The sequence below is a fragment of the Streptomyces bungoensis genome, from assembly GCF_001514215.1.
GTDB lineage: Bacteria > Actinomycetota > Actinomycetes > Streptomycetales > Streptomycetaceae > Streptomyces > Streptomyces bungoensis.
On the sequence record NZ_KQ948851.1, the window covers coordinates 792,018 to 816,021 of the forward strand.

Consider the following 24,004-nt stretch of genomic DNA (forward strand, 5'->3'; position numbering starts at 1 on the left):
TGGCCGCCGTTCACAGGAGGGCCTCGATCCGGTCGAGGTCGGCCGAGGGCAGGGTGACGAGCTCAAGGTCGTGCAGGAAGCGGCACCACACCGGCTCCAGGCCGGGTTCGCGTTCGAACTCCTCACGGTCCAGGCATCCGTTGGCGTGCGCGGCGGTCCGCAGCGCGTGCTGCTGCAGCTGGGCTGGGTGGATCCACCGAGGGGCGCGGACCTCCCGGGGCGAGGGGCACAGCGACCCGGAAACCTCGGCCTGGAAGATCCACCAGTGGTGGCCGACCGGACCGTTGGGCGTGCGGTGGCAGTGGTTGGGGCGCCACTGGTCCAGCAGCAGGTGCAGGTGGGTGACGGTGAGACCGACCTCTTCGGTGACTTCGTCGCGGGCGGCCTGCTCGGGGCCGCCATGCTCGTCGACGTGGCCGGCGACCGGGGCGATTCCGGCCGGAGGAGTCGCCCGCTCGAACACCAGCAGGCCGCTCGGGGAGGAGATCAGTACCCCGACGCTTGCGTGGTCACAGAGGCGGGCCCCGCCGCCGGGAGCCGGGGCGGCCGGAGTCATGCGGCGGCCTTTGGCCGTTGGGCGACGACGACGAGCCAGCTCGTCACGGCCGGGGCATCGGGGGTGGTCATGGCGTAGGCGGTGTCGAGGATCTGCATGCGCTGGGCGTGGGTGAAGTCGCCTTCGGGCCGCGCGAAGACGGGGATGGACAGCCACGCCTTCTTCTCGGCCATGGTGCTGTGCTGGGCGGTGAGCTCTGTGCCGACGACCGTCAGTCCGGCTGCGGTCAGCTGCTCGGTGACTGTTTTCAGCGGCAGCTTCGGTGGCCTGTCCGCGTCGCGCGGCGGTGGGGTGTATCCGTGAGCCTCAGCGGCGACTTGGCGGATGAGGGCGTTCAGGGAAGGCCCGGTGCGGGTTGACAGTTCGTCGGGGTGCCGGACGCCGGCGAAGCCGCCGCCGATGTTGAAGACGAAGCGCCCGCCCGGGCGCAGGATGTGGGCGACGGCTGCGAACACTGCGGCGGTGTCGGTCTTCCAGATCGCGGAGTTGCACACTACGGCGTCGGCGCTGCTGGCGTGCAGGTGGTCGGCGAGCCGTTCGGCCGGGGAGGTGATCCAGGTCAGGCGGGCGTCGGTCAGGGTGCGGCGACCGACACGCTGCATCGCGGCGGCGTTGTCGACGGAGACGACCCGAGCGCGGGCCGGGATCAGGTCGAGGATCGCGCGGGCGGTCGCGCCGGCGCCGCCGCACAGGTCGACCACCAGGCTGGCGTTGGCCAGATGGCCTCGGCGGGCAAGGTCGCGGCTGGTCGCGTCATACATGGGGTGGGCGCGGGTGAAGGCGTCGTACGCCTCGGCGTTGCTGTCCTCGTCCCAGCCGAGGATGGCGTCCTGGGGTGCCATGTTGCTGTGGCCTCGCTTCTCAGAGCGGCCCGGCAGTGCAGGCCGGGCATTCGGACAGGGTCAAAAGAGCGCGGACTGTACGGCGGCGGGCGGTGAGGAGAACTGTGCGCCGAGGACGATGCGCCGGCCCTTGAGGGTGCCGAGGTCGAGCAGGTAGGGCAGTTGTTCACCGTCACCGTCGAGGGTGGCGAGGACCTGGGAGCCGAGGCAGGAGAGCACCGTCAGCCCGTGCTCACCGGAGCGTGGGTCGTGCGGGTACAAGGCGCGCCCGGTCTTCGGCGTCCGCAGCAGTTCGCCTTCGCCGGGCGGCGTCCACGGCTCCGGTGTGGCCGGGACGTTCAGACCGCTCAGGGCCGCGGTGGCGCGGTCGAGGTGCTGATGGTGGGCGGCACCGGCCGGGGCGAGGTCGCGCAGCTCGGCCAGGGCCGTCAGCTTGGCCGCGGCCCGCACGGTCTGCGTCAGGCCGAGGTGGCGGGTGAGGGCATCCTCCAGGAACCGCACGGCGCGGCCGTCAGCACTCCGGGCGAGGTAGGTAGCGATCAGGGCACCCTGTTCGTCGAGGCGGGAGCGCTTACGGGGTTCGGCCGCGGTGCCGATCTTGGTGGTGCCGTCGGCGAACGTCGCCAGGTACAGCCAGTGCGGCTGGGCCATGTACGCCGCCAGGGCGTCGGGAACATGCCCGCCGGAGTGGAACCGGTGGGCGAAGCGGAAGTCGTCCCGCCCGGCGCAGGCCGGGCACTGTCCGCCGGCCTCGGCCGGGGCCCGGTCAGGGCAGGCGACCGCCTCGACGCGGACGCGGTCGGCGAACCGGTACCGGCCGGTGCACCACCGGCCGGTACCGCTCACCTGGTAACCCAGGCGCCTGCCCGTGACCGGTGCGTAAACGAGTGGTCCTCCGGTCACGGGGGCGAGCAGAATGCGGGGGTCTCCGCTCGCCCAGGTGATGCCGTGGCAGACGTATGTCCCGCTGTCGGGCAGGGCCTGGTCCATGGTGCGTTCCTTGTCGATCGGGATCGGGGCTGGGTCAGACGGTCAGGTGCAGACGGTCGGCCAGGGCAGTGGAGGCGGCCTTGTAGACCTGGTCGCGGTCCAACTGGGCGACGTGCAGCGTCAGCCAGGCGCCGCGTTCCGCCTGTTCGCGCATCTGGTCCAGGACGGTGTCCTGGTAGCGGATGAAGTCCTCGTCACCGCCGCCGGCGTGGCCGGCCTCCAGGGAAGTGAAAGAGCCCTTGCGGACGAGAGCCTCGCGGGCCCCGATGTTCAGGAAGAACACCAGGTCCGGCTTTGTCAGATACGCGAAGACCTGCTCGCACAGGCGGGGAGAGACCTCGGGGTTGACCGCATAGCGGGCGAGGATCTTGTGGTGCGCGTTGTCGAGGATCACGTGGGTGCCCGCGGCGAGGGCCGGCTGGATGACGAGCCGGTCCTGCAGGGTGTACCAGGAGGCCAGGGCAAGTAGCCAGTAGTGGTCGCCGCATGCCTGGGCGACGCCGGCGTCGCGCCGGTAGACCAGCTCGTTGAGGCGGTCGAGGTAGCCGGACAGCTCCGGGTCCTGGGGGACGTCGGTGCTGTGCTTGCCGATGAGGACTGCCGTGTGGCCGGCGTCGTTGAGGGCCTGGTGCAGGCGGGCGGCGAGGGTGGACTTGCCGGCCCCGTCACCACCGACGAAGGTGATCAGCTTCCCGGCTGCGGTGGTGGCCGGCGTGTTCGCCGTCATCGGGATTCTCCCAGGGGGTGGGTCGGGCTGGCGGTCAGGCGGCCGGTGATGATGGTGCGGATGCGGTCCACCAGGACGGCGCGCTGGCGCAGGACGTCGCTGTGACGCTCATTGGACAGGTCGGCGGCATAGTGCGTGGCGAGGTTGTTGGAAATGACGTGGAGGTAACCGAATCTGATCCCCGCCTGGCGCGCCGCCGCCCCCATGGGGCCGATCTCCGGGTCGACGAAGGCGTACGAGGCGGTGTGCTGGGCCAGCCAGTCGCGGTTCTCCAGCAGGATCGACGGGGAGGACACGTGCAGGCCGCTGCGCACCCCGTCGTGGGCGGCGGCGTAGTCGCCGAAGAAGTCGTCCCAGCTCACCATCGCCCCGCGTACCAGGCTGGTGTTGCCGGTCGCCAGCCAGGCGTTCGGTTCGACGCCGGGGGTCAGCGAGCCGACCTTGCCGACGTAGACGACATCGCAGGCGCCGAGTTCAGCAAGGCGCGCGACGACCCGTCCGGCCACGTCTCCCCATATGCTGTGGAGGAACCCGAGGTAGACCACGCGACGGCCGGCGACTTCGGTGCGCTGCCACGCGTAGCCGGGTCCGCGGGTCCACACTCCGTTCTCGGGAGCAAGGTACTGAAGGCCCCAGCCGACGATCACCAGGGCGCCGTCCAGTTCCAGGTCGAGCGCGTCGAGCGCCGTTCGGCACTCCTCCTGCTCGGGCGGCTGATAGGTGACGGTGCCGACGGGGCGGCCGGTCATGGCCAGATACGTGGCGATGATCAGGGCGTAGTGCTGGACGTAGTCGGCTCCGGGGAACGCCTTGACGATGAGGTCACGGCCGTGGATCTCTGCGGTGGGCCGTTCGATGTTGAACAGCTTCCCGGTCTTCTCGTACCGGGAGATCACCGCCGTGCGGTCGTAGCCGCCGATGATGCGGATGCTGTCCCAGTCCTGGTCCTGGATGAGGTGGTGGACCTTGATCTCCAGGTAGCGCAGCAGCCTCGCGTGGGTCATGGTGTGCCCGGCCGGCTCGATCGGGGCGGCGCGCAGGAGTCCGGGGGTCGGGTCGGCGAGTAAGGGCGTCATCGGTGCTCCTCGGCGATCTTCACGGTGCTGCCGGCCGCCGCGCGAACGACGGAGATGTTCTTCCGGATGAGGTCGAACCGGTCTTCGGGGATCGGGCCGAGCTTCTCGACGCGGGGCGTGGAGGGCTTCTCGTACGGCCCTTCGGGCAGCAGGGCGACGCCCATCGCGCCGAGGATGACTGGGGCTGCGCCGTCCACGGAGGAGATCCACTCGTGCTCGCGCTGCTCGATCAGCTCCAGGTGCCCGGTCCGGCCCAGACCGAGCAGCCGGTAGATGAGCAGATCGTCGACCAGGCCGCGATCCTGCAGGTAGGCGGTCGCCAGCCAGCGGGTGCGGCACAGTTGCTCGTCGGGATCCGGTCGACGCGAGGCCGGCAGGGCGATGGCCCCGGCCCAGCCGTTGGTCACGAAGGCGTCGTAGGTGCGCAGCCACTCGTCGTCGTCTGCGGCGTGCAGGACCGCGCACAGCCGGAATGCGTCGCCGGACAGCTTCCGGATCTCTCGCGCCGCCTTCTCGCTCGCCTTCAAGGTCGCGGTCCCGTCCCGCATGACGTCCGGCAGGATGATCTCCCTCGCGGACACCGCCAGCGCGGCTTCGACCAGGCTTTCCGCCGGCAGGGCGTAGCCGAGGTCGAAGAGCCCGTTGTCGACGATGATCTCGGCGCCGCGCTCGGCCTCGTGAGCGAAGAAGGCCCGGTAGCTGTCGTCGGACAGCACGTGCTGGGCGGCCACGTGGTGGACGCGGGCCGGCTCTTGGGCGACGAAGTTCTTCAGGTAGGCAGGCGGAGCGATGACGGAGAAGTCGATGCCCGCGGTGGTGATCACGACGCACCCCACAGGCCGGTGGTGAGGGTGAGGAACTGCTGGGAAAGGACGGGGTCGGTGCCGAAGCGCCCGCCCGAGTGCACCGTGGTGGTGCGAGCCTCCTCCATTCGTACGCCCCGCATGCTCATGCACAGGTGCACGCCGCGCACGGCGACGGCGATGTCCTCGTGTCCGATCACGCTGTTGAGGTATTCGGCGACTTGGCGGGTGAAGCGTTCCTGGACCTGCAGTCGGCCGGCGAAGTGCTGGGCGATCCGCCCGAACTTCGACAGGCCCACCACCTCGCCACCGGGCACGTATCCAGCCGTGACCTGCAAGTTCATGGGCAGCATGTGGTGCTCGCAGAGCGACCACACGCTCATGCCGCCCACGATGACCAGCTGACCACCCAGCTGGGACTCGGTGAAGCAGGTGGCCGATTCGGCCCTGTCCGGGGACAGGAAAGCTCTCCACCAGGCCGCGACGCGGTCCGGGGTGCCGGTCAGCCCCTCGCGGGCGGGGTCCTCGCCCAGCTCGACCAAGAGCTGGTGGATCAGGTCGGCGACCCGGCCGGTGTCGATGACCGCAGCGGGCCCGGCGACGGCAGCCGTCGGCGCCGCCGCAGGGCTGGCGATAGAGGTCGTCATGGGCGTCTCTCGTTTCCGGGGACTGGGGAACGGATGGGGCGTGGAGTCGCGTGCGGTCAGCGGCCTCGGGCGTCCGCGAAGGCCAACACGTGAAGGCGGATGGTGAAGTGCCAGTGCCGGGCCGCGACCCCGTCCGCGAGGACCCGGGTAGTCGCGGTGATCACCTCGGGGGTGGTGCCCTCCGGCATCACCCACACCGGCGCGAGCCGGTGGGCGTCGGCCAGCTCGGCGATCCGGTCGAGGTCGTCCACCGTGGAAGCGACGAACTTGAACGCCGCCCGCCCGGAGGCCACAAACGCCTCCAGCGCGGCTGGCACGATGCTCTTGGTCTCCTTTACGCCGAAGCTGGCAAGCTTGGGCGAGACGTTGAACCGGACCCCGTCGGCCACCAGCTCGGGAGTGGGTGCGATGGTGCCGTTCGTCTCGAACTCGATCCGCTTGCCGGCTGTTATCAGTCCCCGGACGAGAGGCACCAATCGCGCCTGCTGGATCAACGGCTCGCCGCCGGTGATCACGACCAGCTCGACCGGTGAAGACGAGGCCCAGGCCACCAGGCCCGCGACGGATTGCCTCGTCGACTCCTCGTGCGGGTCGAACCGAGACCAGTCCCAGGTGTACTTCGTGTCGCATCTCGTGCAAGTGAGGTTGCACCGGGACAGGCGGATGAACAGGGCCGGGTGTCCGCAGCTTGGGCCCTCGCCCTGAAACGTCGGCACCTCGGTACCGAAGCACTCCGCGACGATCAGGGATTCACCTTCGGCAGCTTCCGGTTCGAGGTTGAGCGGCTTGGTTGTGGTCATTGGCCCACCACATCGAAGCGGGCCCAGCTGCTTGCGGTCTCGCGGACCAGGACGGCGACAAGGCGGCCGGGGATCTCCGACTGGAGGTTCTGAACGAACCAGCCGGCCAGGAACTGGGCCAGGCGCTCCGAGGTGGGCTCGAAGGGCAGGATCTCGTGCAGGTTGTGGTGGTCGAGCTCGGTGTCCAGGAACGACTTGAACGGGGCGAGCGCACCGAAGTCCGTGACAAAGCCGGGATCCTCCAGCGCGGATGCAGTGAGGATGACCTCAACCTCGTAGCTGTGCCCGTGCTGGCGGGAGCACTTGTGCTCATGCGGCAGCCGGGGAAGCCGATGGCCAGCCTCGAAGCCGAACTTCTTACCGATGGTGAAATTGCCGGGCGGTAGTGGAACAGCAGTGAAGCCCATTCGTTTTCTCCGAAAGGTGAGGGTGTGGCTGATTCGGGCGGGGTGGGGCAGTCGCCTCTTCAGGCGGCTACGGGCTGTGCCCCCAGGTGGTCCTTCGCGGCCTTGCCCAGCACCTTGGTGAAGTGCTCGGCCCGCTCGTCGCCCTCAGCCTCCTGAGCGCGGAGGCCCCCGAAACGGGCCCAGTACCGCCGGCAGACGTCGCTCTCCATCAGCTTCGAGGCGTAGAACGGCAGACGCCCGTCCCGGACGAAGCCGAGGCGGTCGCTCAGGCTGAGCATGCAGATGAGCTGGTTGGCCTTCAGCAGCTGCATGTACTCCTCGACGTCCAGGTCCTCGGGCGTCCAGAGCTTGGCGAGGTCAGGGTTGGCGGACATCTGTGTCAGCCAGTCGAGTTGGTTGCGCGCGACGGTCGCCTCATTTCGTTCGGCCTGGTGCCGCGCGTCCTGCCTCAGCCGGGCGGCTCCGACCACGACGGTGGCGAGGGAAACCGCGGCGCCGGCAGCGAGGACGGCGGTGGTGAGCTTCATGCTTAACGGTCCTTTCACGCAAAGTGATCTGGGGCGAGGGGCGGGTCTGTGGAAGCCTGTGGGGCTCGCTGCGTCATGCGACCCCCGCTAGCACGAAGGCCGGTGAGCCGCCGCCAATGCGATCCAGGGCGTACCGGCGGCGCACAGTGTCCAAAGCGACTGCGATCGGCGGCAGTCCGACGGCGGCCCTTCGCTGGTCCAGCAACTGCGGCGCACGCAGCGGGCACAGCTCCACCCCTGCTGCGCTGAGGACGAGTTGCGTCCCGAACTCTTGGGGTCGCCTGCTGTTGACCAGGGCGCGGTCGTGAAGGTGGGCCCAGTGCTGGATGCGCGCATCGCCGTCCTGGACCGCACGTTTCAAAAGGGTGGTGGCCGCCCGCTGGAAGTCGGGTTCGTCGTCGGCGTGAAGAGCGATGCTCCAGGCAGCACGTGCTGCGTCGGGGCCCACGAGACGGTGGCCGGGCCAGTCATGTTCGGCCAGGATGCGGCGCAGCACTTTGGTGTCGGCGTGCTCAGCGTGACGGTCCTGGCCGAGGTGGACGGCGTCGAGCTGGTTGCGTACGCGTCTGGCCCGGCGTGCTGCCGACTGTGCGGCGCGGGCGATGAGTTCGCGGGCGAGGTCCGGCCGCAGCGGTTCCGCGGTCCTCACGCGATACTCCGCTGGTCGGCGGCGGACTGCGGCTCGTGGACCTGGCAGCCGATGAGCGCGCTCAGCCCAGGCCGAAGCTCGGCGGTGAGTTCGAGGCGCGCGACTCGCTCCTGGTGCTGTCCGGTGCCCGATCCACGGACGTCCCAGCCCATGTTGGTGAGCCGACGAAGGAATGTGGCGATCGGATCGACGTCGAGAGGATGGCGGACCATGGCCTCGGCCCGCACAAGCGGTACCTCGAGCCGGGCGGCGAAGTCGGAGGCCCACAGAGTGATCAGCCGGACGGTGTCATCGGAGTGACCGGGCAGGGTGTGGACGCAGTCCAGGAAGAGGCACGGGCCTTCGCCCCATCCGAGGTCGGGCCCGCGTTGCGGGATCATGCAGGCCAGCAGCAGCCCGTCCTCGAACAGTCCAGCCGGCTTCACCTGCGGGGCGCGGAACAGGGCCGGGATATCGGACCGGGCGGGTGTAGGCACCCCGCGCATGGCGAGCCAGCGCTGACGGTCCTGGACGAGGGCCGCGGCCTCGTCCCGTTCGGCGTCGGTGCGCAACGACCGCATCTCGTACACGGCCGGTAACCCTTTCGCGCACTGGCTTCGAGGCGCGGGGGAGGACTCGATGGCCGCAGAAGCGGGTGAGGCATTCACTGGCTCGCTCCGCTCTCCATCGTGGTGGCCCGCCTGGCGCCCAGTAGGCCCCACGCGTGGGCCCAGGCGACAAGTTGGGTGGTGTTGGCCGCCCCCGTCTTGTCGAGCAGTTCGTCATGTGCGGCTCGCACGTCGGCGGGCGCGATCTTGGCTATGGCAGCAATGTCGCTGGGATTGCTGTGCTCAGCGACCGCCCGCAGCAACAGCTGCTGCTCTGGACTGAGTTCCGGCATTGGCCTGTCCGTTGTGGGCGGAGCGACCTGCCGGGCGTTGCACAGGAAGTGCACGATCACCGGGGGCTTGCAGCGGGGCGGGCAGTGGAGGCTCTCCCGGATGTCGCGTACGTACTGGCGGACGGTCACGGCCGACAGCCCGGTCCTCGCGGCGATCTCTTGAGGGCCGAGGCCGTCCACGAGGTGCTGGGCGACGCGCTGCTGGGTCGGGGTCAGGGGGGTGATCGGTGCGCTGGTCGTCATGCGCGGGGTCACGGGTGTCTCTTTCGCGGCTGGGTTGAGGGATATCGGGTGGGGTGTCGCCGGACCCCGCGGGGGACGGGGGCCGGCGACACGGGCCCGTGCGCGGCGGTCTGGAGTCACGGGGCGCCGCACACGGGGGCTCATGCGGCTGTTGGGTCGGGGCGGGCCCACGCCGCTTCGGCGGCGAGACGTTCTGACCACTGGATGTGGGCCTCGTCGAAGGCGGCGTCGGCGAGGCGTATGCGCTGGACTTCGCCGGTTCCGGCCGGTGGGTAGGTGAACTGGATGTCGCGCCACAGGCGCTGGAGGATGTAGTCGCCGTTGAGGGCGTGGGCGCCGTGCAGCTCCATGGCGTCCTGGGTTGACTGCATCGCCCACTGGTGGCCGAGGTACTTGGCGTTGATCAGGTCGGTGTCGCAGGGCAGGCCCTGGTCGAGGAGGTGCACGGACTGATAGGCCAGGATTCGACCGGCGCGCAGGCGGGCCTCCATGTCACCGATGCGGTCCCGCAGAACCGGCAGATCGGAGAGGGCGCCCCGGTAGCGGGAGCGCGCCTTGAGGTAAGCGGTCGAGGCGGCCACGACTGCCTCGTGTATTCCCAGGCTGACTGCAGCCAGGTTGGGACGGCCATACAGGATGCTGCTGCTCTGCGCTACGCCCAGCCCCTGGCCGATCTCTCCGACCACGTTTTCCTCGGGGACGCGGACGTGATCGAGGTCGAGGCGGCCGGCGGAGAAGCCGTGCAGGCCGAGGCCGGGACGGTGGTCGGCGACTGAGAGCCCTCGGCGCTTGGATTCGACCATGAACGCGGTCAGCGCCTGGGAGGTGCTCACGCCTGCCTTGGCGGTCCGGGCGATTACGAGGTGGGCTCCCGCGAGGTGGCTATTCCCGATGTGGATCTTGCTGCCGGTGATCACCCATTGGTTGCCGACGTGCTCGGCGATGGTCTCGATGCCGCCAATGTGCCCGCCGGTTCGCGGTTCGGTCACGGCGATCGACAAGAGCAGTGAACCGTCCGCTACGCGGGGCAGCCAGCGGCCCTTCTGCTCGTAGGTGGCGAAGTGCAGCAGGGCGCCGACGGGGATCAGCGTGGCCTGGAGGATGGCCGCCGCAGCCGCCGAGACGCGGGCAATGCGGTGGACGAGGATGGTCTTGGCCACGTGTCCGGCGCCCAGCCCGCCGAAGGAGGACGGGACGGTGACGGCGAACCAGCGTCGTGCGGCCATCAGGTCGGCGACCTTGCGCTCCACCCTGCCGGGGGCGGCCTCCATGCGTGCGGCGCGCGGCGCGATGTGCTCGGCCGCGAAGGCGTCCGCCTCGTCCCACAGCAGCTCGTGGCGGGCGGTGAGATAGGGGCGCAGCGCCGGCGGCGGCGTGGTGGGTGTGGCGGGCATGGTCGTCTCCCTCTCCCTGGATGAAGGTCGCACGGTGGAGCGGCCGGGGATCGCCTGCGGCTCCCGGGTGGGGGGTCGTGGAACGGACTAGCGGACGGGCGCGCGGGCGATGTGGTCCATCACCCGGACGCCGGCGTCGATGACGATGTCTCTCAGCCGTCGGGCCTCGCTCAGGGGCCGCTTCTCGGGGTCGATGACGCACACCGTGCCCAGCACGGTGCCGCTGTCGTGGATGAGCGGGGCACCGAAGTAGGAGCGGATCCCGACCGCGTCGACCACGTGGTTGCCGCTGAAGCGCGGGCTGGCGTGCACGTCGTGCAGCGGAAGGGCCTTCTTGCGGGCCATGACCTCCGGGCACCAGCCGTGGTCGCGGCTCATGGTGCGGCCGACTATGACGTACCCGCTGTCCGCGGGCGGCTGGTGCAGCCCGACGAAGGTCTGCTCCTCCAGGAAGAGGTTGACGAAGCCGTACAGGAACCCGGCTCGTGTGGCCATGTCGCGGGCCAGTTCGTCGAAGTCCTCGCTGGCAGCGGTGGGCATGCCTAGGCGATCCAGCAGCTCATATCGCTGCGCCAGCTCGCTCGCCTGCTGGGCCTGCGGGACGGGGACGGCGGCGCCGGCGGGGAGGGATGGCCCATGGGTGACCTCCCGCATGGTGCGTCGCGGCAGCGACTGCGTGAGGGGGGCGATCTGCCGTGCGCGGTAGGGATCGTTGGGCTGATACGACATCAGGCGTCCTGAAAGGTGGTAGTGGATGCGGGGCGAGCGGGGCTTGCCGATGCGCTCTTCAAGGCGTGGCCAACTAGGGTCAGCAGGACGCCAGCGACGTGGTTCGGATCGCGAGCGTCGCAGGTGACCACCGGCACAGAGGCGGGCAGTTCGAGGGCGGTGCGGACCTCTTCGGGGGGGTAACGATGTGCTCCGTCGAACTGGTTCACCGCGACGACGAAGGGCAGGCCGATGTCCTCGAAGAAGCCGACGGGGGTGAAGCTGCTTTCCAGGCGGCGGGTGTCGACCAGGACGACCGCGCCGACGGCTCCGCGACAAAGGTCGTACCAGAGGTCGACGAAGCGGTCCTGGCCGGGCGTGCCGAACAGGAACAATGCCAAGGGCACGGGCGCGTCGGGCAGGTTGAGGCGACCGAAGTCGAAGGCGACCGTGGTGGTCTGCTTGGCCTCGACGCCCGCCAGGCTGTCCACGTCCGCGCTCGCCTCGGTCAGGTACTCCTCCGTGCTCAGCGGCGTGATCTCACTGACGGCACCCACGGCGGTGGTCTTGCCCGCGCCGAAACCGCCAGCGATTACGACCTTCAGCACGGTCGGTGAACCGGTACGCGGGCGCGACGACGGCCGCAGCACCACGGCCGGGTCACCCGGCCTGGGGGTAGGCGATGGCATCGGGCCACTTCCTCTTCAGGCCGGCAGATAGGGCCGCCAGCAGTTGTGCAGAGGGACGCGAATGCGCGTCGGACGCGGCATAGGCGGTGACAGGGACGACCAGGGCGTCGGCGTCCAGGAGGTCGGAGACGAGGATCTTGACGGCGGTTACGGGACGGCCGAGTCGGCCCGCCAGCTCGGTCACCGAACGCCGGTGCTCCCGGCACAGGGCGAGGATCTGTGCGCATTCCTCGGCCTGGCCCGGGCCGGGCCGCCCGGGTCCGGCATCCAGCACCGTGTCCAGGCCGAGCAGATGCCGTGGCCGGGTGCGACCGCGCGTCAGGGTGTAAGTCCGCACGAACGTCGAATCCTCGGCCGCGCTGCCGTGTGCGGTCACCGGACCTCATCACCCGTGCCGACGCGGACGGGGATCTGCATGTAGGGGGCGAACTTCTGCACCAGGCGCCCCATCTCGAACCCGACGGTGCCGGCATCGGCGTCCATGGTCGCGATCACCGCGAGGACCGTGTCCACCACGCCCCGTTCGTTGCCGGGATGGCCTTCGAAGGCCGCGCTGCGACCGGAGCTCTGGACGAAGATCAGACAGTCGTCTCGCTCGATGACGACCTGCCTCGCCGGCCTCTTCTTGTGGGTGGGACCGGTGATGTTCGCCGCGAGTGAGGCCACTCCGCTGATGGCGGCCGACAGTTCGTCCGCCCAGTCCTTGTCGACGTCGCTGTCCAGCAGCCGCAGTCCGTCCCGCGAGAGCAGGACGGCGTGCGTGACGCCCGTCGTGTCGGAGGCGAACTGCCGCAGCAGCCACGCCATGTTGTCCCGCTGTCCGCTTGCCGTTGTCTCGGTTGCGGGTGCGTCGCCGGTCACGTTGTTCATCGCGGGGTGGGTGCTCATAGGGATCGCTCCAGAAGGGGGGAAGGGCCAGCGGATGTAACGGCCACCGGGAACGTGGAGGGACGAGGTTCAGGGACTGGGGTGCTCTGTCGAAGCGGTGGGAGAACCGGCTTGCCCGCCGGCCTGGATGCCGGTGCGGAAGGCGGCTGCGAGCCCTGGCGTCGCCGCGGTCACGGGGGCTTGCTTCCGCTCGTGTGGCGGATGGAACGTGCCGACCTGGCGTCTACGCGTGGGAAGGGCGGGCGCATCAGCAGAGTGACCTGCTTGTGCGGCTTCCGGTGCCCCTGCGGTACCGGGGCGTGGGACCTGCCCCGGCCTCGGGGTGGCTGGAGTCGCTGCAACCTGCTGCGGTTGCGGCGCCAAGGGGCGGGCGTCCTGGGGCGGCGCGCTCGCATCGTCGACGGAGGGAATCGCTACTAGGAGCCGTGCCGGGATGACCACCAGGGCGGTGGTGCCTCCCGTCACGTTCTCCTGCAGGAGAACGGACAGCCCGTGCGACTGGGCGATCTTCGCGGCGACCAGCAAGCCGAGCTGCCCCGCTCGCACCTGGCCGCTGACGTCGACCTCGTCGGGGGCCTGGAGCAGGTGGTTCATCTGCGCCCGCGTCTGCGGATGCATGGGGATGGCCCGGTCCTCGACCTCGACCGCCAGCCCGTTCGCCACCCGCTGCGCACGCACCATCACCTTCGTAGCCGGATCGGAACACTCACAGGCGTTCTCGATCAGCTCAGCCAGCAGGTGCGTCAGGTCCGGCCCCACATGGCCGGGAAGACCCACCTCCGCGCCCACGGACCCGGCCGCTACCGCCACCCGCGGATACTGCACGACCTCGGAGACCGCGCCGCGTAGCACGCTCTTGACGGGAACGGGCCGACGCACGCTGCGCAGGGACTGCCCGCCCAGCACCGCCGTGCTCTCGACCTGGCGACGCATCCGCGTCACGAGGTGATCGATCTCGAAGATCTTGGCCAGCAGCTCCGGGTCGTCGGTCAGCATCTCCAGCTGGCTCAGTGCTTCAAGTGCCTTGCCGACCAAGGCGTGCTCGCGCATGGCCAGGCGGCGCAGCACTTCCAGGAGGACGACGGACTGGGACTCGTCGTGCACCCGTATCAACGACGCGACGGCCCGCACTTGGAGAGCACTCAACGCCTTGTCAATCTCGGCGTCAGGGCTGGCAGGTGGCGCCTGCAGGTCCGGCAGCGGCGGGCGTCCCCCGCGGCACAGCTCGTCCGCCGACCACTGCACCGACTTCTCGATGGCCGCGGCTGCCCCTGCGATTGCTGCCAGTGCCGTTGCCCGGGCCTCCTCCGCCGCTGCCTGTATGGCTCCTGCGGCCGTTCGCGCTCCGCGAGCCGCCATCGTGGCGACGCCCGCGAGTCCGCAGATCAGGCCGGCCAGGAGCCAGCCGAGGCCCACCGCGGACACCGACCAGAGGGTGAAGGCGGCACCCAGCAGGGCGGCAAGGAGCACTAGGGGCAGTGCGACGGCGCGGTGGACACGGTGCAGGGTGAACGCGTTGATCGGAGGCCGCCGTCGGCGGTGGCCGGTGGCGGCCGGCCGTGCCGAAAAGGCGCTGTCAGGCATGGGAATCCTCGTCAGGGTGGGGGTGGCTAGGCGTGCTGCAGCGTCAGGTCTGCGCAGGTCTTGTGTGTGCTGCGTGCGGTCGAGCGGGGTGACGGAAACGCGACCGCGCCGCGGTGGGAGGACTGCGTCGCCAGGAGTTGAAGCAGCCGGGCGCTCTGGATCAGGCCCATGTGGCTGAATGCCTGCGGGAAGTTGCCGAGCTGGCGCTGCTGGACGGGGTCGTACTCCTCGGCCAGGAGGCCGAGGTCGTTGCGCAGTGCGAGGAGGCGTTCGAACAGGGCGTGGGCCTCGTCGAGGCGGCCGGTCAGGGCCAGGGCGTCTACGAGCCAGAAGGAGCAAAGGACGAATGTGCCCTCGTCTCCGCTCAGGCCGTCCACCCCGGTGTGGTCGCCGATGGTCGGGTAACGGCGCACAAGCCCGTCAGACGTGGAGAGTTCACGGCGCACTGCGTCCACGGTGCCGATGACGCGCGGGTCGTTCGGCGGTAGGAAGCCAACGCGGGGGATCAGCAGCGTGGCGGCGTCGAGTTCCTTGGAACCGTAGGACTGGGTAAAGGTGTTGCGCACCGGATCGAAGCCCCTGGTGCAGACCTCGTGGTGGATGGTTGCCCGCAGCTCGGTCAGGCGGGCCAGGTCGATGTCGAGCGCGCCGGCTTCGGCCAGGCGGATGGTGCGGTCGATCGCCACCCAGGCCATCACCTTGGAGTGGACGAAGTGCTGGCGTGCCCCGCGGATCTCCCAGATCCCCTCGTCGGGCTCCGGCCAGCGCTGTGTCAGGTGCTCGACGAGCCGCTGGTGCAGGACCGCGGTGTCGGCACAGTGGGCCACACCGCTCTCGTGCGCGAGGTACAGGGTCTCGATCACCTCGCCGTACACGTCGAGCTGGAGCTGGTCCGCCGCCCCGTTCCCGACCCGCACCGGCGTCGAGCCCTCATACCCCGGCAGCCAGGGCAACTCCCGTTCCCGAAGATCACGCTCTCCGGTGATCGCGTACATGATCTGCAGGTTCTCTGGGTCGCCGGCCACGGAACGCAGAAGCCAGCGCCGCCATGCCTGCGCCTCCTGCCGGTAGCCGGTCTCCAGTAACGCGGCCAGGGTCGTAGCGGCGTCGCGCAGCCAGGTGAAGCGGTAGTCCCAATTGCGTCGGCCGCCGATCTCCTCGGGCAGCGAGGTGGTCGGCGCGGCGACGATCCCGCCGCTCGGGTGGTAGGTCAGTGCCTTCAGTGCGATCAAGGAACGGACCACGGCCTCACGGTAGGGGCCGTCGTAGGTGCACTGCTGCGTCCAGTCCTGCCAGAAGGCGAGCGTCTCGGTGAGCGCCGCGTGCGGGTCGGGGATCTCCGGAGCCGGTGCGTGGGACGGGCACCAGCTGAGCACGAACGCCACGCTCTGCCCGGCGCGGATGGCAAAGGCACTGACGACGACCCCGTCCTTCTCCGCCTGCGGGACGCAGGTGTCGAGCCACAGTGCGTCCGCGCCGGCCTCCGCGACCATGCGCCCATCGGCCTCGTGGATCCACGGGCTGACGCTGCCGTATCCCGGCCGGGGACGCATGGCCGAAACCATTGCCACCTCACCGGCCAGACCCTCGACGATCCGGATCACCTGCGGTGCCCCGTCGCGAGGCGGCATGAAGTCCAGGACGCGGACCGACCCGGCCGGTGTGCGCCAGATCGATTCGAGGACGAGCGTGTCACCGCGGTACCGGCGCTCGGCGACCGCTTCGGGCCCGGAGGGGCCAGGCGCGGCCGGGGCGATCTGCCAGGTGCCGTGCTTGTGCGTGCCGAGCAGGCCGGCGAAGACGGCCGACGAGTCGAACCGGGGCAGGCACAGCCAGTCGATCGAACCGTCGTCGCAGACGTGGGCACTGGTCTGCATGTCGCCGATCAGGCCGTACTGCTCGATGCGCGGGAGGCGTTTCATCGTGTGGGTCTCCGTAGTCCCCGTGGACCCGGGGGTGGCTTCGGGGCCGCCGGGGCGGCCGGGAAGTGTCGGTGAGAGAGGCACGGTGGTTACCGGTCCGGGGGAGGTCTGTTCTGCCTCGGCCGGGGATCCACGTCCCGTGGAGCAATGCGTCCGGTTACTCGCTCACCACGAAGAGCCAGCCACGCCATGGGACCGAGAATCAGCGCGATCAGAACTGCCCCGGCGGCGGTCATGTCCGGGGCACCGACGCGGCCAGAACCACGCACGCGAGGGCGAGAGCGAAGACCGCGCCGCGCAGCACGTTGATCGGCGGCTTCCACCAGCGCCGTCTCTGGACCGACTTCGCAGGGGCCACGTCGTGGGCCTGCACGGCAGCGATAAGGTCTTGGGTCGCCTCGGCCAGCCTGACCAGATGAACCCTGCTGGGCATGTAGCCATCGGGGAGGCCGCCCGAACAGAGCTGCTGCGCACGGAGCAGGGCTGGCTCTTGCGAAGGCGTCAGAGCTCCGAGCTGGCTGACGTGTCCTCGCAGCCGCAGTGCGAGGTCCTCCACATCGGCGGCAGTATCGGGTAACGGCGAGTCCTCGCCCAGCACGAGCGCCACCGTTTCCGTCGCCGAGGCCGCCGGGTCCCGTCGCAGGATGGGCTCACCAAGGGCGTGGCTTCTCCTTCCCTGATCACTGAGTTGGCACGCCCGGCGAAGGGCCAGCGAGGGACGCATGACGCAACTCCTAGGTGAATCAAGCCAACTTGAGCGAGGAACGCTGTGCACCGCAGGCAACTGACGTGCAAGGTGAGTGATCCTGCGGCTACGTTGAGCGAACCGCGAATCCCTGTCAGGGGGTATGCCTACGCGGCCCTCAAGGCCGTCAAAGGCGTCAAAGATCATTTCGGAACCGAGGGGCAGTACATGGCCCGTGAGAGAAACGTCGCCCTTGCCGCGCTCCTGCGCGAAGCGGGCTGGTCCCAGCCCCAAGCAGCCGCCGCGGTCGCTCGCGTTGCCGCGGAGAGCGGTGTACGCGAACTGGAGGCCATTTCCCGCTCCCACATCGCCATGTGGGTCCAGGGCACGAAGCCCAGTGGACGAGCGCCTCATATCCTGCGTGAGACGCTGTCCCGCAGGCTCGGCCGACGCCTCACCCTCGCTGACCTCGGACTGGAAGATGGGCCGACAGGATCCACTGACAGTAGTTCTGACTGGAGCGTCGACCCTCTGACCGTGCTGGCCGAGCTGGGAAGCGACGATCTGGACATGCACCGACGCAAGCTGTTGGCTACCACCGCGTACTCGGCCGCCGGCCTCGTCCTGCCTGCCGCTCCATGGTGGGCAGCCGCCCCGGCCGCGGCGGCCTCGCGCCCTGCGGTCTCCTCCCGGCTGGTGACTCAGGCTGACATCGACGATGTCCGCAAACTGACCACCTTCTACTCCGCGAGGGACCAGCAGCGCGGTGGAGCCTCGGGGCGCTCGGCCCTGGCCGGCCATCTTCGCGACGAAGCGGTGCCGCTCCTGGGTAGCAGGTTCCGAGCGGAACAGCACCGCCGGGATACGTACTCGGCCGTGGCAGAGATGACCTACCTCGCCGGCTGGATGGCCTTCGACGCCTCCGAGCATCGGACCGCCCAGCGCTACCTCACCCTCGCCGCACGCATTGCGGCCGAAGCCGCAGACGGACCGCTGGGCGGCCACATCCTGCGTGCCCTCGCCCATCAAGCAGTCGACCTCGGGCACCCACGCAGAGCGCTCGACCTGGCCGACGCCTCCATGTCCCGCACCCACTACGGCCAGGCCAGCTCGCGGGAGAAGGCCCTGCTCGCGGTAGTCCATGCCCGCGCCCTGGCCGCCGGCGGCGACCGCCGCGGCACTCTCGCGGCCATCAGTCGCGCGGAGAGGGACCTCGCACGTGCCGATAACGAGGATGCCCCCGACCGCGTCAGCTTCTTCCAGGAAGCCTCCCTCGCCCACGAGACTGCGTGTGCCTTGCGGGACCTGGGAAATCCTCTCGACGCGGAGTTGCATTTCCAGCGCAGCGTCGCCACCCGCCGGCGGCAGCAGTATGCCCGTACCCACAGTGTGACCCTCGGCTACCTCGGTGCTGTCCAGGTCCAGCAGGGACGCCTCGATGAGGCATGTGGTACCTGGGGACAAGCACTGGACGCCATGGCTGGCGTCCAGTCCGGCCGCGCCCGCGACGTCATCGTCCGCATGCAGAGCGACCTCTCGCCTGTGCGGCAACGTGGTGGCCGCCACGTCGCCGAACTGGACCGCCGGGCGCGGGAAATGCTGCGCGCCATAGGCTGACCACAGGGCAAGTCCGCAGCTATTGACGGCAGCTGCTGAACACACGACCCCGTTAGAGAGGAACGAGCGCCGATGGCAACGTACGAGGTCGAATCGATCGCAACGGTGGTCGGGGGCCACACCCGCGTTCAGGACGATTACCAGGGCGGAGTCGAGTCGGTCATCCGACTCAACGAGGCGTACCCCCTTGAGACGCTGCAGGGAATCGAAGAGTTTTCCCACCTGACGGTGACCTGGCTCTTCCACCTGGCGCGACCGGAAGACGTCCAGCTCCACGCACGCAGCCCCCGCGGGAATCCGGACTGGCCGTCGACCGGTACCTTCGTCCACCGCAACCATCGGCGTCCCAATCAACTGGCGATCAGCTACCCGCGGCTGCTCGAGGTCGAGGGACGGGACCTGTTGGTCACCGATCTCGATGCTGTAGACGGAACGCCCGTGATCGACTTGGCACCGTACTTCGAACAGATGGGGCCTCGTGGCCCGATCCGTCAGCCCGCCTGGCCCGGCGAGATGCTCGAACCGAATTACTGGGCGAAGGCAAGCGAACGGCCCTCGGAGCGCCCTGTGTGACAGAAGCGACTGAGCTGCCCGGCTTGCCATTTGCATCGTCGGCAACCAACTGGAGGTCTGGCTCAAGCTGCAGCCCTCGCGTCTCGGAACTCACACCACGTCTCCTCGCCGCTGCTCTCCCATGCGTCTGAGATCGCATCGACCAGCCGGATCCCGCGCCCCGATTCACCGTCGGGTCCGGCTTCCTTGAGCACAGCGGGCGCCGGGTTGTGGTCGGTTACCGAGACACGCACCACGTCGACGCCCACCGTGATGCGGAGCACGACTTCGCCCTCACCGTGGACCACGGCGTTGGTGACCAGCTCCGAGACGGCCAGTACGACGAGCCCCGCCACCGGCTCCGAAACACGGCACCGCCGCAGGAACGCCCTGGCTATGCGCCGCATCTCCCCGACCTTCGCGAGGTCGGGGAGAAGGGCCGCCTGACAGGCATGGGATGCCGCCGGTACCTCTGCCCTCGCCCATGCGCCGGGCTCGTCTTCCTGAACCGGCCTGACGCATGACGCGCCTGCTGTAGCCGCACAGCTACGGATGCCCCCGCCGGGCGGGGCCGCCTCTTGGAGCCTGGTCATGTGGGCTATGGCACCGCGCGGCGACGCCGTCGACCAGGGGAATCCAGAGGGGGAAAAATATGTCAAGGGGGAAACTGCAGGGGGGGAATTGAGGCCATGATTGGATTCCGCCCACCAACAGAGGTCACACTCATGCCAGACCCGTTCGCCGACCTGCTCCTCCGGCTTCGGCAGGAGGCGGGCCGGACTCAGGAGGAGCAGGCGGAGGCGATCAACGCTGTCTCCGGCCGGGACACCATGACCCGCCGAGAGATCAGCCGTTATGAGAACTTCGAGAACATTCCTACCAACCACACGATCGGCCACATCGCGGCGGCCTGCGGTGTCCCCTTCGAGGAACTACAGCGAGAGGCCAAGGCCGCCCGCGCTCGGAAGAGAAAGGGGCATGCCGATGCAGGGGAGGAGCAAGACGCCGTGAAGCGTCGCACGCTCCTGGGTAGCGCCACCATCGGCGTGAGCGTGGCCGCCGAGCCCTGGGGGCGCCTCGCCTTCGCCCTCAGCAAGGGGGCCAAGATCGATTCGCCCGCTGCCGCCGCGCTCATCGACCGAGCCGCTGAACTGCACGTCCAGGAACTCAACCTCAGCGCGCGGCGGCTACAAAAAACGGTCGAGTCGCATCTTGACGCGATTACTGCGGCCCTGCCTCGTGCAGGCGCTCACGAAGGCGCTCTCACCATCGCCGCCGGAGAAACCGCCGCTCTGGCCGGTTGGGTGGCCTGGGACCTGGGGGAGCACGACAAAGCCAACGCCTACTACAAAGTCACGTCGCAGTGCGCGGCGGCTGCCGGGCATCCTCCACTCCGAGCCCTGGCCCTGACCTACAGCAGCTACGGCGCTTTGACGCCAAAGGCGAAGATGGAGTTCCTCTCCCAAGCCGCCAACGACGTGCGCGGCCACGGTAACGCTACTGCTGCCGCCTGGGTTCTCGGTAGGCATGCGGAAGAAGCTGCGGCGGCCGGCGACGAGGTGGGGGCGCTCCGGGCGTTAGACCGAGCGCGCTTCGCTTACGATTTCGCGGACCACGCCAGCGAGCAGGCATGGGTCAGGTTCGTGACCCCATACCGCATGGACTCGTTGGCCCTGTCCGTGTACGGCCAGCTGAGGCGTCCCGAGCTCACGTCCACAGCTGATACCGCGGTCGACCGCCTCGGAGACGGACTACCGGACGGGGGCGTCGTGGTCCTCGGTGATCTCGCTTCGGCCCTACTGCGTGGGGGTGACGTCGACCAAGGCGTCTACGTGGCACGCCAGTTTGCTGCGGCGGCACAGGCCAAGCCCAACACCATGGGCAAGGAGCGGGCGGCGGCTATTGCAGCGTTGCTTCCTGACAGCGAACACGAACTTGCTGCTCATTTCCGGCGGTTCGCATCCTGATCCACCTCGGGTGGCACGCGGCACGCCCAGGGCGCCAACGCCGCCGACGCCCGGCCCGTGGCTCCTCAGTCCGATTCCGTCTCCTCGAAGACCCAGGACAGGTACGCCTCCGACCCGCCGGTTACGGGCAGAGTGATCCATTGGGGGACCTCGTACGAGTGCTTCTCGTGCACCCACGCTTCTAGCGCGGGTAGACGGTCCGTCGTAGTCATATACGAGATGCGCCACTCCCGCGCCGCCTCGACCTTCCCCTTCCACCAGTAGAAGGCGGTGATTGGCGCATCAATGTGAACTCCCGCTGCAAGCTTGCTCTCGACCGCACCTCGGGCCAGCATCGTCGCCTGCCCCTCGTCGTCGCTGGTCGTCTGCGCAATCACAATATCGTGGGCCATGCAACTGCCTCTCCAGCTCGGGTACCGCGACCCTACCCAGCCGTCCAGGGCACACCGAAAGCTGGTAGCCACTCCTCAAGGCGAGTGAGGCTCGACCACGTGCCTGTACCAGTCAGGTGCCGGTGGGCCATGCGGGGTGGCGCGTCGCTTCGGCACCGCGGTGGCAGGTTCTCATCAACGAGGTCGTGCGGCTGCATGAGGCAGGCGCCGGGGCTCGTGCGCTTCACAAGCCCACGACAGGAGGATTTGCTGGCTGTCGGCGGCCATTCGCTCACGGCAGACGAGAAATAGGACCACAGGACTGGATACCTCCGTCCGGACCATGTCAACGTACAACGTCCCGGAAAACACCAGGCCAGGATGTGCAGATGGTCCACTGCGGCTCGGGTTTCGAAATGCCTTGGAATCCTGCACCCGTTTGACTGCCTTGCTGGCAGCGCTCCTACTTGGGGAGGTCCGCCTGTCTGACCCCGCTATTCGATCCGCTCGCTTCACTGCACCCGCTCTTTATACCCGCGGCGCGTCTGAACGTCTGGTACAGCCAGGCAGTCGGCGACTACGGGACCCTTTCCGCCGAGCTGTACGTCTGCCTTTGCGTGGCTGGCCTGTTCGGCGAGGACCTGTTGCAACCCGGCTATCGCAGCGTCAGTGCCGCCCTCGCATACCGTGCGGCACGTCTTGGCGCCGCAACACGGCAAGTGGCACTCGCCATCAGGACGAGCGACTCGCTGCCCGGAATCTCGACCGCCTCACCGATGACGGTCTGCTCGTGCTCGCCACGGACGGCGCGCACCTGGTTGCGCGTCGACTGGCCCTGGCTGCGGCGAGCCTAAGCCGATGCTGCCTTCGTGATGCGGTGCGCAACATAGACGACGATCGCCGGTTAGCAAAACCGGCGATCGTGAGGTTCCTTGAGGACGTTCGCATGCGCGGCTGTGCTTGGCGGCGGAGCTGCAGCGAACTCAGCAGCCCGTGAAACGGAATGGCACTGGTCTGGTGCCAGCCAGATGATCCGGCGCCCTGCTCGTGCAGGTCCCCTTGAAGGAGAGTGAGTACCCCCTGTCCGTTCCGATCAAGAAGCTTCCACCCAACTCCAGGGGACAGGTGCGCTACCGGTTCGTAGTCGACGTAGGCATCGACCCTGCCACCGGGAGGCGCAAACAGCTGACTCGTACGTTCGCCACTCTCAAGGAGGCGAAGGCTGAGTACGCGCGCATCACCAACCGCCGCGAGGAAGGGACGTTCGTACCGCCCAACCAGATAAATGTAAATGAGTGGCTTGATCAGTGGCTGGCCATGAAGGCAGAGGATCTGGAAGAGACCACTATTTACAACTATCGGGTTACCCTCGATCGAGTTCGGGGGAGGTTGGGGCGCATCCGGCTTCAAGAACTCACCGAGGAAGATGTAGAAAATTGGATGCACTGGGCGTTGAAGCATGGGCGGGTGCGCGGTGACAAAGCAGGTACTCCGCTTGGAGTGACCAGCGTGGAGATGAGTCTCGCCCGATTGAAGGACGCCCTGAATCGAGCCGTTACGCGTCGGCTAGTAACCATGAATGTAGCCCAACATGTGACCATCCCACGTAGGGCACGTAAAGAAGAGCGAAAGAAGAAGCAGGAGGTGAAGCCGTGGAACGTGCAGGAGATTCAGACGTTCATTCACGGTGTCCGGACAGAACGGCTTTACGCTGCTCTCTTGCTGTCTCTCATGGGTCTACGTCCGGCTGAAGTCTGCGGACTCCGATGGGAAGACGTGGACTTGGAAGCCGCCACGATCACCATAGCCAACACGCGGACAATGATGGGGAATCGGTACGTTGTGGAGAAGGACACCAAGTCCCTGGCCGGGGAACGGGATCTTCCTTTGCCGGCACCGGTGCTGGCTGCCCTCAAGTCGTTCAGGGCTCTCCAAGCCAAGGAGAAGCTCGTCCTCGGTGAGGCTTACTCGGATTCCGGATACGTCGTGGTGCACGAGACCGGGGAAGCCTTCACGATCAAGCAGCTCCGCAGACGCACTTACCGGCTCATGGAGATCCTTGAACTCCGCAGAGTGCGCCTCTACGACGCTCGCTCCTCCTGCCTCACATACCTCGCCAACAAAGGCGTGCCGGATCACATCCTTGCCCGGTGGGCCGGACACACGAACGTCAAGACCACCAAGAAGTGGTACGTGAAGCCGGACGTGGAGGACCTCCGCGGAGCCGCCACAACGTGGGACGGCCTGCACGGTGCTGCGACGGAGGGGCAAGCGTGACTCAGGCGGTCTGCCGATTGAGCGACCTGCCCAGCCGTATGGCAGTCAAATCGAGTGGACCCGGAGGCCGCTGCTGGCTGTGGACCAGCGACGGCAAGGGGGGAGGGGCGGCCAGGCTACGGCCAACGTCTCCCCTCCTACGAGGCAAGGCAGAGCTTGACCGCCGTGTGGCGTTCGGGCTGTTCGTCGGTGAATCCCGGAAG

At 68.5% G+C, this 24,004-nt stretch carries 27 protein-coding genes; 4 read left to right on the top strand and 23 right to left on the bottom strand.

Features of this window, described 5'->3' with window-relative positions:
* Positions 1-10 precede the first annotated feature (10 nt).
* The 21 genes from AQJ66_RS03215 to AQJ66_RS03315 form a co-directional block, all read right to left on the bottom strand.
* Positions 11-556, bottom strand: coding sequence for an NUDIX hydrolase (locus AQJ66_RS03215; RefSeq protein ID WP_061915977.1), 546 nt, complete (start codon positions 554-556; stop codon positions 11-13).
* Positions 553-1,398, bottom strand: a complete 846-nt coding sequence (locus AQJ66_RS03220; RefSeq protein ID WP_061915980.1) for a class I SAM-dependent methyltransferase — start codon at positions 1,396-1,398, stop codon at positions 553-555. Before AQJ66_RS03220 ends, AQJ66_RS03215 begins: the two co-directional genes overlap by 4 nt.
* Before the next feature lie 60 nt (positions 1,399-1,458).
* A complete protein-coding gene (locus AQJ66_RS03225; protein ID WP_061915982.1) occupies positions 1,459-2,388 on the bottom strand; it encodes a DUF2797 domain-containing protein in 930 nt (309 codons plus the stop codon).
* A gap of 34 nt (positions 2,389-2,422) precedes the next feature.
* Complete coding sequence (locus AQJ66_RS03230; RefSeq protein WP_061915985.1) at positions 2,423-3,115, bottom strand: dTMP kinase; 693 nt, start codon at positions 3,113-3,115, stop codon at positions 2,423-2,425.
* A complete protein-coding gene (locus AQJ66_RS03235; RefSeq protein ID WP_061915988.1) occupies positions 3,112-4,191 on the bottom strand; it encodes an exonuclease/endonuclease/phosphatase family protein in 1,080 nt (359 codons plus the stop codon). Before AQJ66_RS03235 ends, AQJ66_RS03230 begins: the two co-directional genes overlap by 4 nt.
* A complete protein-coding gene (locus tag AQJ66_RS03240) occupies positions 4,188-5,015 on the bottom strand; it encodes a hypothetical protein (protein WP_061915991.1) in 828 nt (275 codons plus the stop codon). Before AQJ66_RS03240 ends, AQJ66_RS03235 begins: the two co-directional genes overlap by 4 nt.
* Complete coding sequence (gene folE / locus AQJ66_RS03245) at positions 5,012-5,641, bottom strand: GTP cyclohydrolase I (RefSeq protein ID WP_061915994.1); 630 nt, start codon at positions 5,639-5,641, stop codon at positions 5,012-5,014. The genes AQJ66_RS03240 and folE overlap by 4 nt, the downstream gene beginning before the upstream one ends.
* 56 nt (positions 5,642-5,697) lie before the next feature.
* Complete coding sequence (locus AQJ66_RS03250; RefSeq protein ID WP_061915996.1) at positions 5,698-6,441, bottom strand: 7-carboxy-7-deazaguanine synthase QueE; 744 nt, start codon at positions 6,439-6,441, stop codon at positions 5,698-5,700.
* Positions 6,438-6,848, bottom strand: coding sequence for a 6-pyruvoyl trahydropterin synthase family protein (locus AQJ66_RS03255; protein WP_061915999.1), 411 nt, complete (start codon positions 6,846-6,848; stop codon positions 6,438-6,440). The genes AQJ66_RS03250 and AQJ66_RS03255 overlap by 4 nt, the downstream gene beginning before the upstream one ends.
* Positions 6,849-6,907: 59 nt before the next feature.
* Positions 6,908-7,375, bottom strand: a complete 468-nt coding sequence (locus AQJ66_RS03260) for a DUF6082 family protein (RefSeq protein ID WP_061916002.1) — start codon at positions 7,373-7,375, stop codon at positions 6,908-6,910.
* Positions 7,376-7,448: 73 nt separating this feature from the next.
* Positions 7,449-8,024 carry a DUF6624 domain-containing protein gene (locus AQJ66_RS03265; RefSeq protein ID WP_061916003.1) on the bottom strand — a complete coding sequence of 192 codons (576 nt, stop codon included), beginning with the start codon at positions 8,022-8,024 and terminating at the stop codon, positions 7,449-7,451.
* Positions 8,021-8,593: a hypothetical protein gene (locus tag AQJ66_RS03270; protein ID WP_061916006.1), complete on the bottom strand. Its 573-nt coding sequence runs from the start codon at positions 8,591-8,593 to the stop codon at positions 8,021-8,023. The genes AQJ66_RS03265 and AQJ66_RS03270 overlap by 4 nt, the downstream gene beginning before the upstream one ends.
* Positions 8,594-8,667: 74 nt before the next feature.
* Complete coding sequence (locus tag AQJ66_RS03275) at positions 8,668-9,159, bottom strand: LuxR C-terminal-related transcriptional regulator (protein ID WP_229840008.1); 492 nt, start codon at positions 9,157-9,159, stop codon at positions 8,668-8,670.
* Between the two features lie 128 nt (positions 9,160-9,287).
* Positions 9,288-10,541 (bottom strand): acyl-CoA dehydrogenase family protein, encoded by a 1,254-nt coding sequence (locus AQJ66_RS03280; RefSeq protein ID WP_061916009.1) that lies wholly within the window; start codon positions 10,539-10,541, stop codon positions 9,288-9,290.
* A gap of 87 nt (positions 10,542-10,628) precedes the next feature.
* Positions 10,629-11,270, bottom strand: coding sequence for a GAF domain-containing protein (locus AQJ66_RS03285; protein ID WP_061916012.1), 642 nt, complete (start codon positions 11,268-11,270; stop codon positions 10,629-10,631).
* On the bottom strand, positions 11,270-11,902 hold the full coding sequence (locus tag AQJ66_RS03290) for a GTP-binding protein (RefSeq protein ID WP_079060067.1): 633 nt from the start codon (positions 11,900-11,902) through the stop codon (positions 11,270-11,272). The genes AQJ66_RS03285 and AQJ66_RS03290 overlap by 1 nt, the downstream gene beginning before the upstream one ends.
* Before the next feature lie 7 nt (positions 11,903-11,909).
* The gene (locus tag AQJ66_RS03295; RefSeq protein ID WP_061916018.1) at positions 11,910-12,314 is read right to left on the bottom strand and encodes a DUF742 domain-containing protein; all 405 of its coding nucleotides are present in this window, start codon (positions 12,312-12,314) and stop codon (positions 11,910-11,912) included.
* Positions 12,311-12,826 (bottom strand): roadblock/LC7 domain-containing protein, encoded by a 516-nt coding sequence (locus AQJ66_RS03300; protein ID WP_061916021.1) that lies wholly within the window; start codon positions 12,824-12,826, stop codon positions 12,311-12,313. Before AQJ66_RS03300 ends, AQJ66_RS03295 begins: the two co-directional genes overlap by 4 nt.
* Positions 12,827-12,895: 69 nt before the next feature.
* Positions 12,896-14,410, bottom strand: a complete 1,515-nt coding sequence (locus AQJ66_RS03305) for a sensor histidine kinase (RefSeq protein WP_107118838.1) — start codon at positions 14,408-14,410, stop codon at positions 12,896-12,898.
* A 26-nt stretch (positions 14,411-14,436) separates the two neighbouring features.
* Positions 14,437-16,332, bottom strand: coding sequence for a glycoside hydrolase family 15 protein (locus AQJ66_RS03310; protein WP_061916024.1), 1,896 nt, complete (start codon positions 16,330-16,332; stop codon positions 14,437-14,439).
* A gap of 232 nt (positions 16,333-16,564) precedes the next feature.
* Positions 16,565-17,056 carry a DUF6415 family natural product biosynthesis protein gene (locus tag AQJ66_RS03315; protein ID WP_234377044.1) on the bottom strand — a complete coding sequence of 164 codons (492 nt, stop codon included), beginning with the start codon at positions 17,054-17,056 and terminating at the stop codon, positions 16,565-16,567.
* A 189-nt stretch (positions 17,057-17,245) separates the two neighbouring features.
* On the opposite strand from AQJ66_RS03315, the gene AQJ66_RS03320 reads away from it, so the two are divergent.
* The gene (locus tag AQJ66_RS03320) at positions 17,246-18,634 is read left to right on the top strand and encodes an NsdA family TPR-like regulatory protein (RefSeq protein WP_208611280.1); all 1,389 of its coding nucleotides are present in this window, start codon (positions 17,246-17,248) and stop codon (positions 18,632-18,634) included.
* Between the two features lie 72 nt (positions 18,635-18,706).
* Positions 18,707-19,207 (top strand): SAM-dependent methyltransferase, encoded by a 501-nt coding sequence (locus tag AQJ66_RS03325; RefSeq protein WP_055493703.1) that lies wholly within the window; start codon positions 18,707-18,709, stop codon positions 19,205-19,207.
* 62 nt (positions 19,208-19,269) lie between these two features.
* Here the strand turns inward: AQJ66_RS03325 and AQJ66_RS36905 are convergent, their stop codons facing one another.
* Positions 19,270-19,779: an ATP-binding protein gene (locus AQJ66_RS36905; protein ID WP_079060037.1), complete on the bottom strand. Its 510-nt coding sequence runs from the start codon at positions 19,777-19,779 to the stop codon at positions 19,270-19,272.
* A gap of 132 nt (positions 19,780-19,911) precedes the next feature.
* On the opposite strand from AQJ66_RS36905, the gene AQJ66_RS03335 reads away from it, so the two are divergent.
* Entirely contained in the window at positions 19,912-21,153 is a 1,242-nt protein-coding gene (locus AQJ66_RS03335; RefSeq protein WP_061916030.1) for a helix-turn-helix transcriptional regulator, read from the top strand.
* A gap of 65 nt (positions 21,154-21,218) precedes the next feature.
* Here the strand turns inward: AQJ66_RS03335 and cutA are convergent, their stop codons facing one another.
* A complete protein-coding gene (gene cutA, locus AQJ66_RS03340; protein ID WP_061916033.1) occupies positions 21,219-21,545 on the bottom strand; it encodes a divalent-cation tolerance protein CutA in 327 nt (108 codons plus the stop codon).
* Positions 21,546-22,583: 1,038 nt separating this feature from the next.
* On the opposite strand from cutA, the gene AQJ66_RS03345 reads away from it, so the two are divergent.
* On the top strand, positions 22,584-23,801 hold the full coding sequence (locus AQJ66_RS03345; RefSeq protein WP_244162728.1) for a tyrosine-type recombinase/integrase: 1,218 nt from the start codon (positions 22,584-22,586) through the stop codon (positions 23,799-23,801).
* The last annotated feature ends 203 nt before the right edge of the window (positions 23,802-24,004 follow it).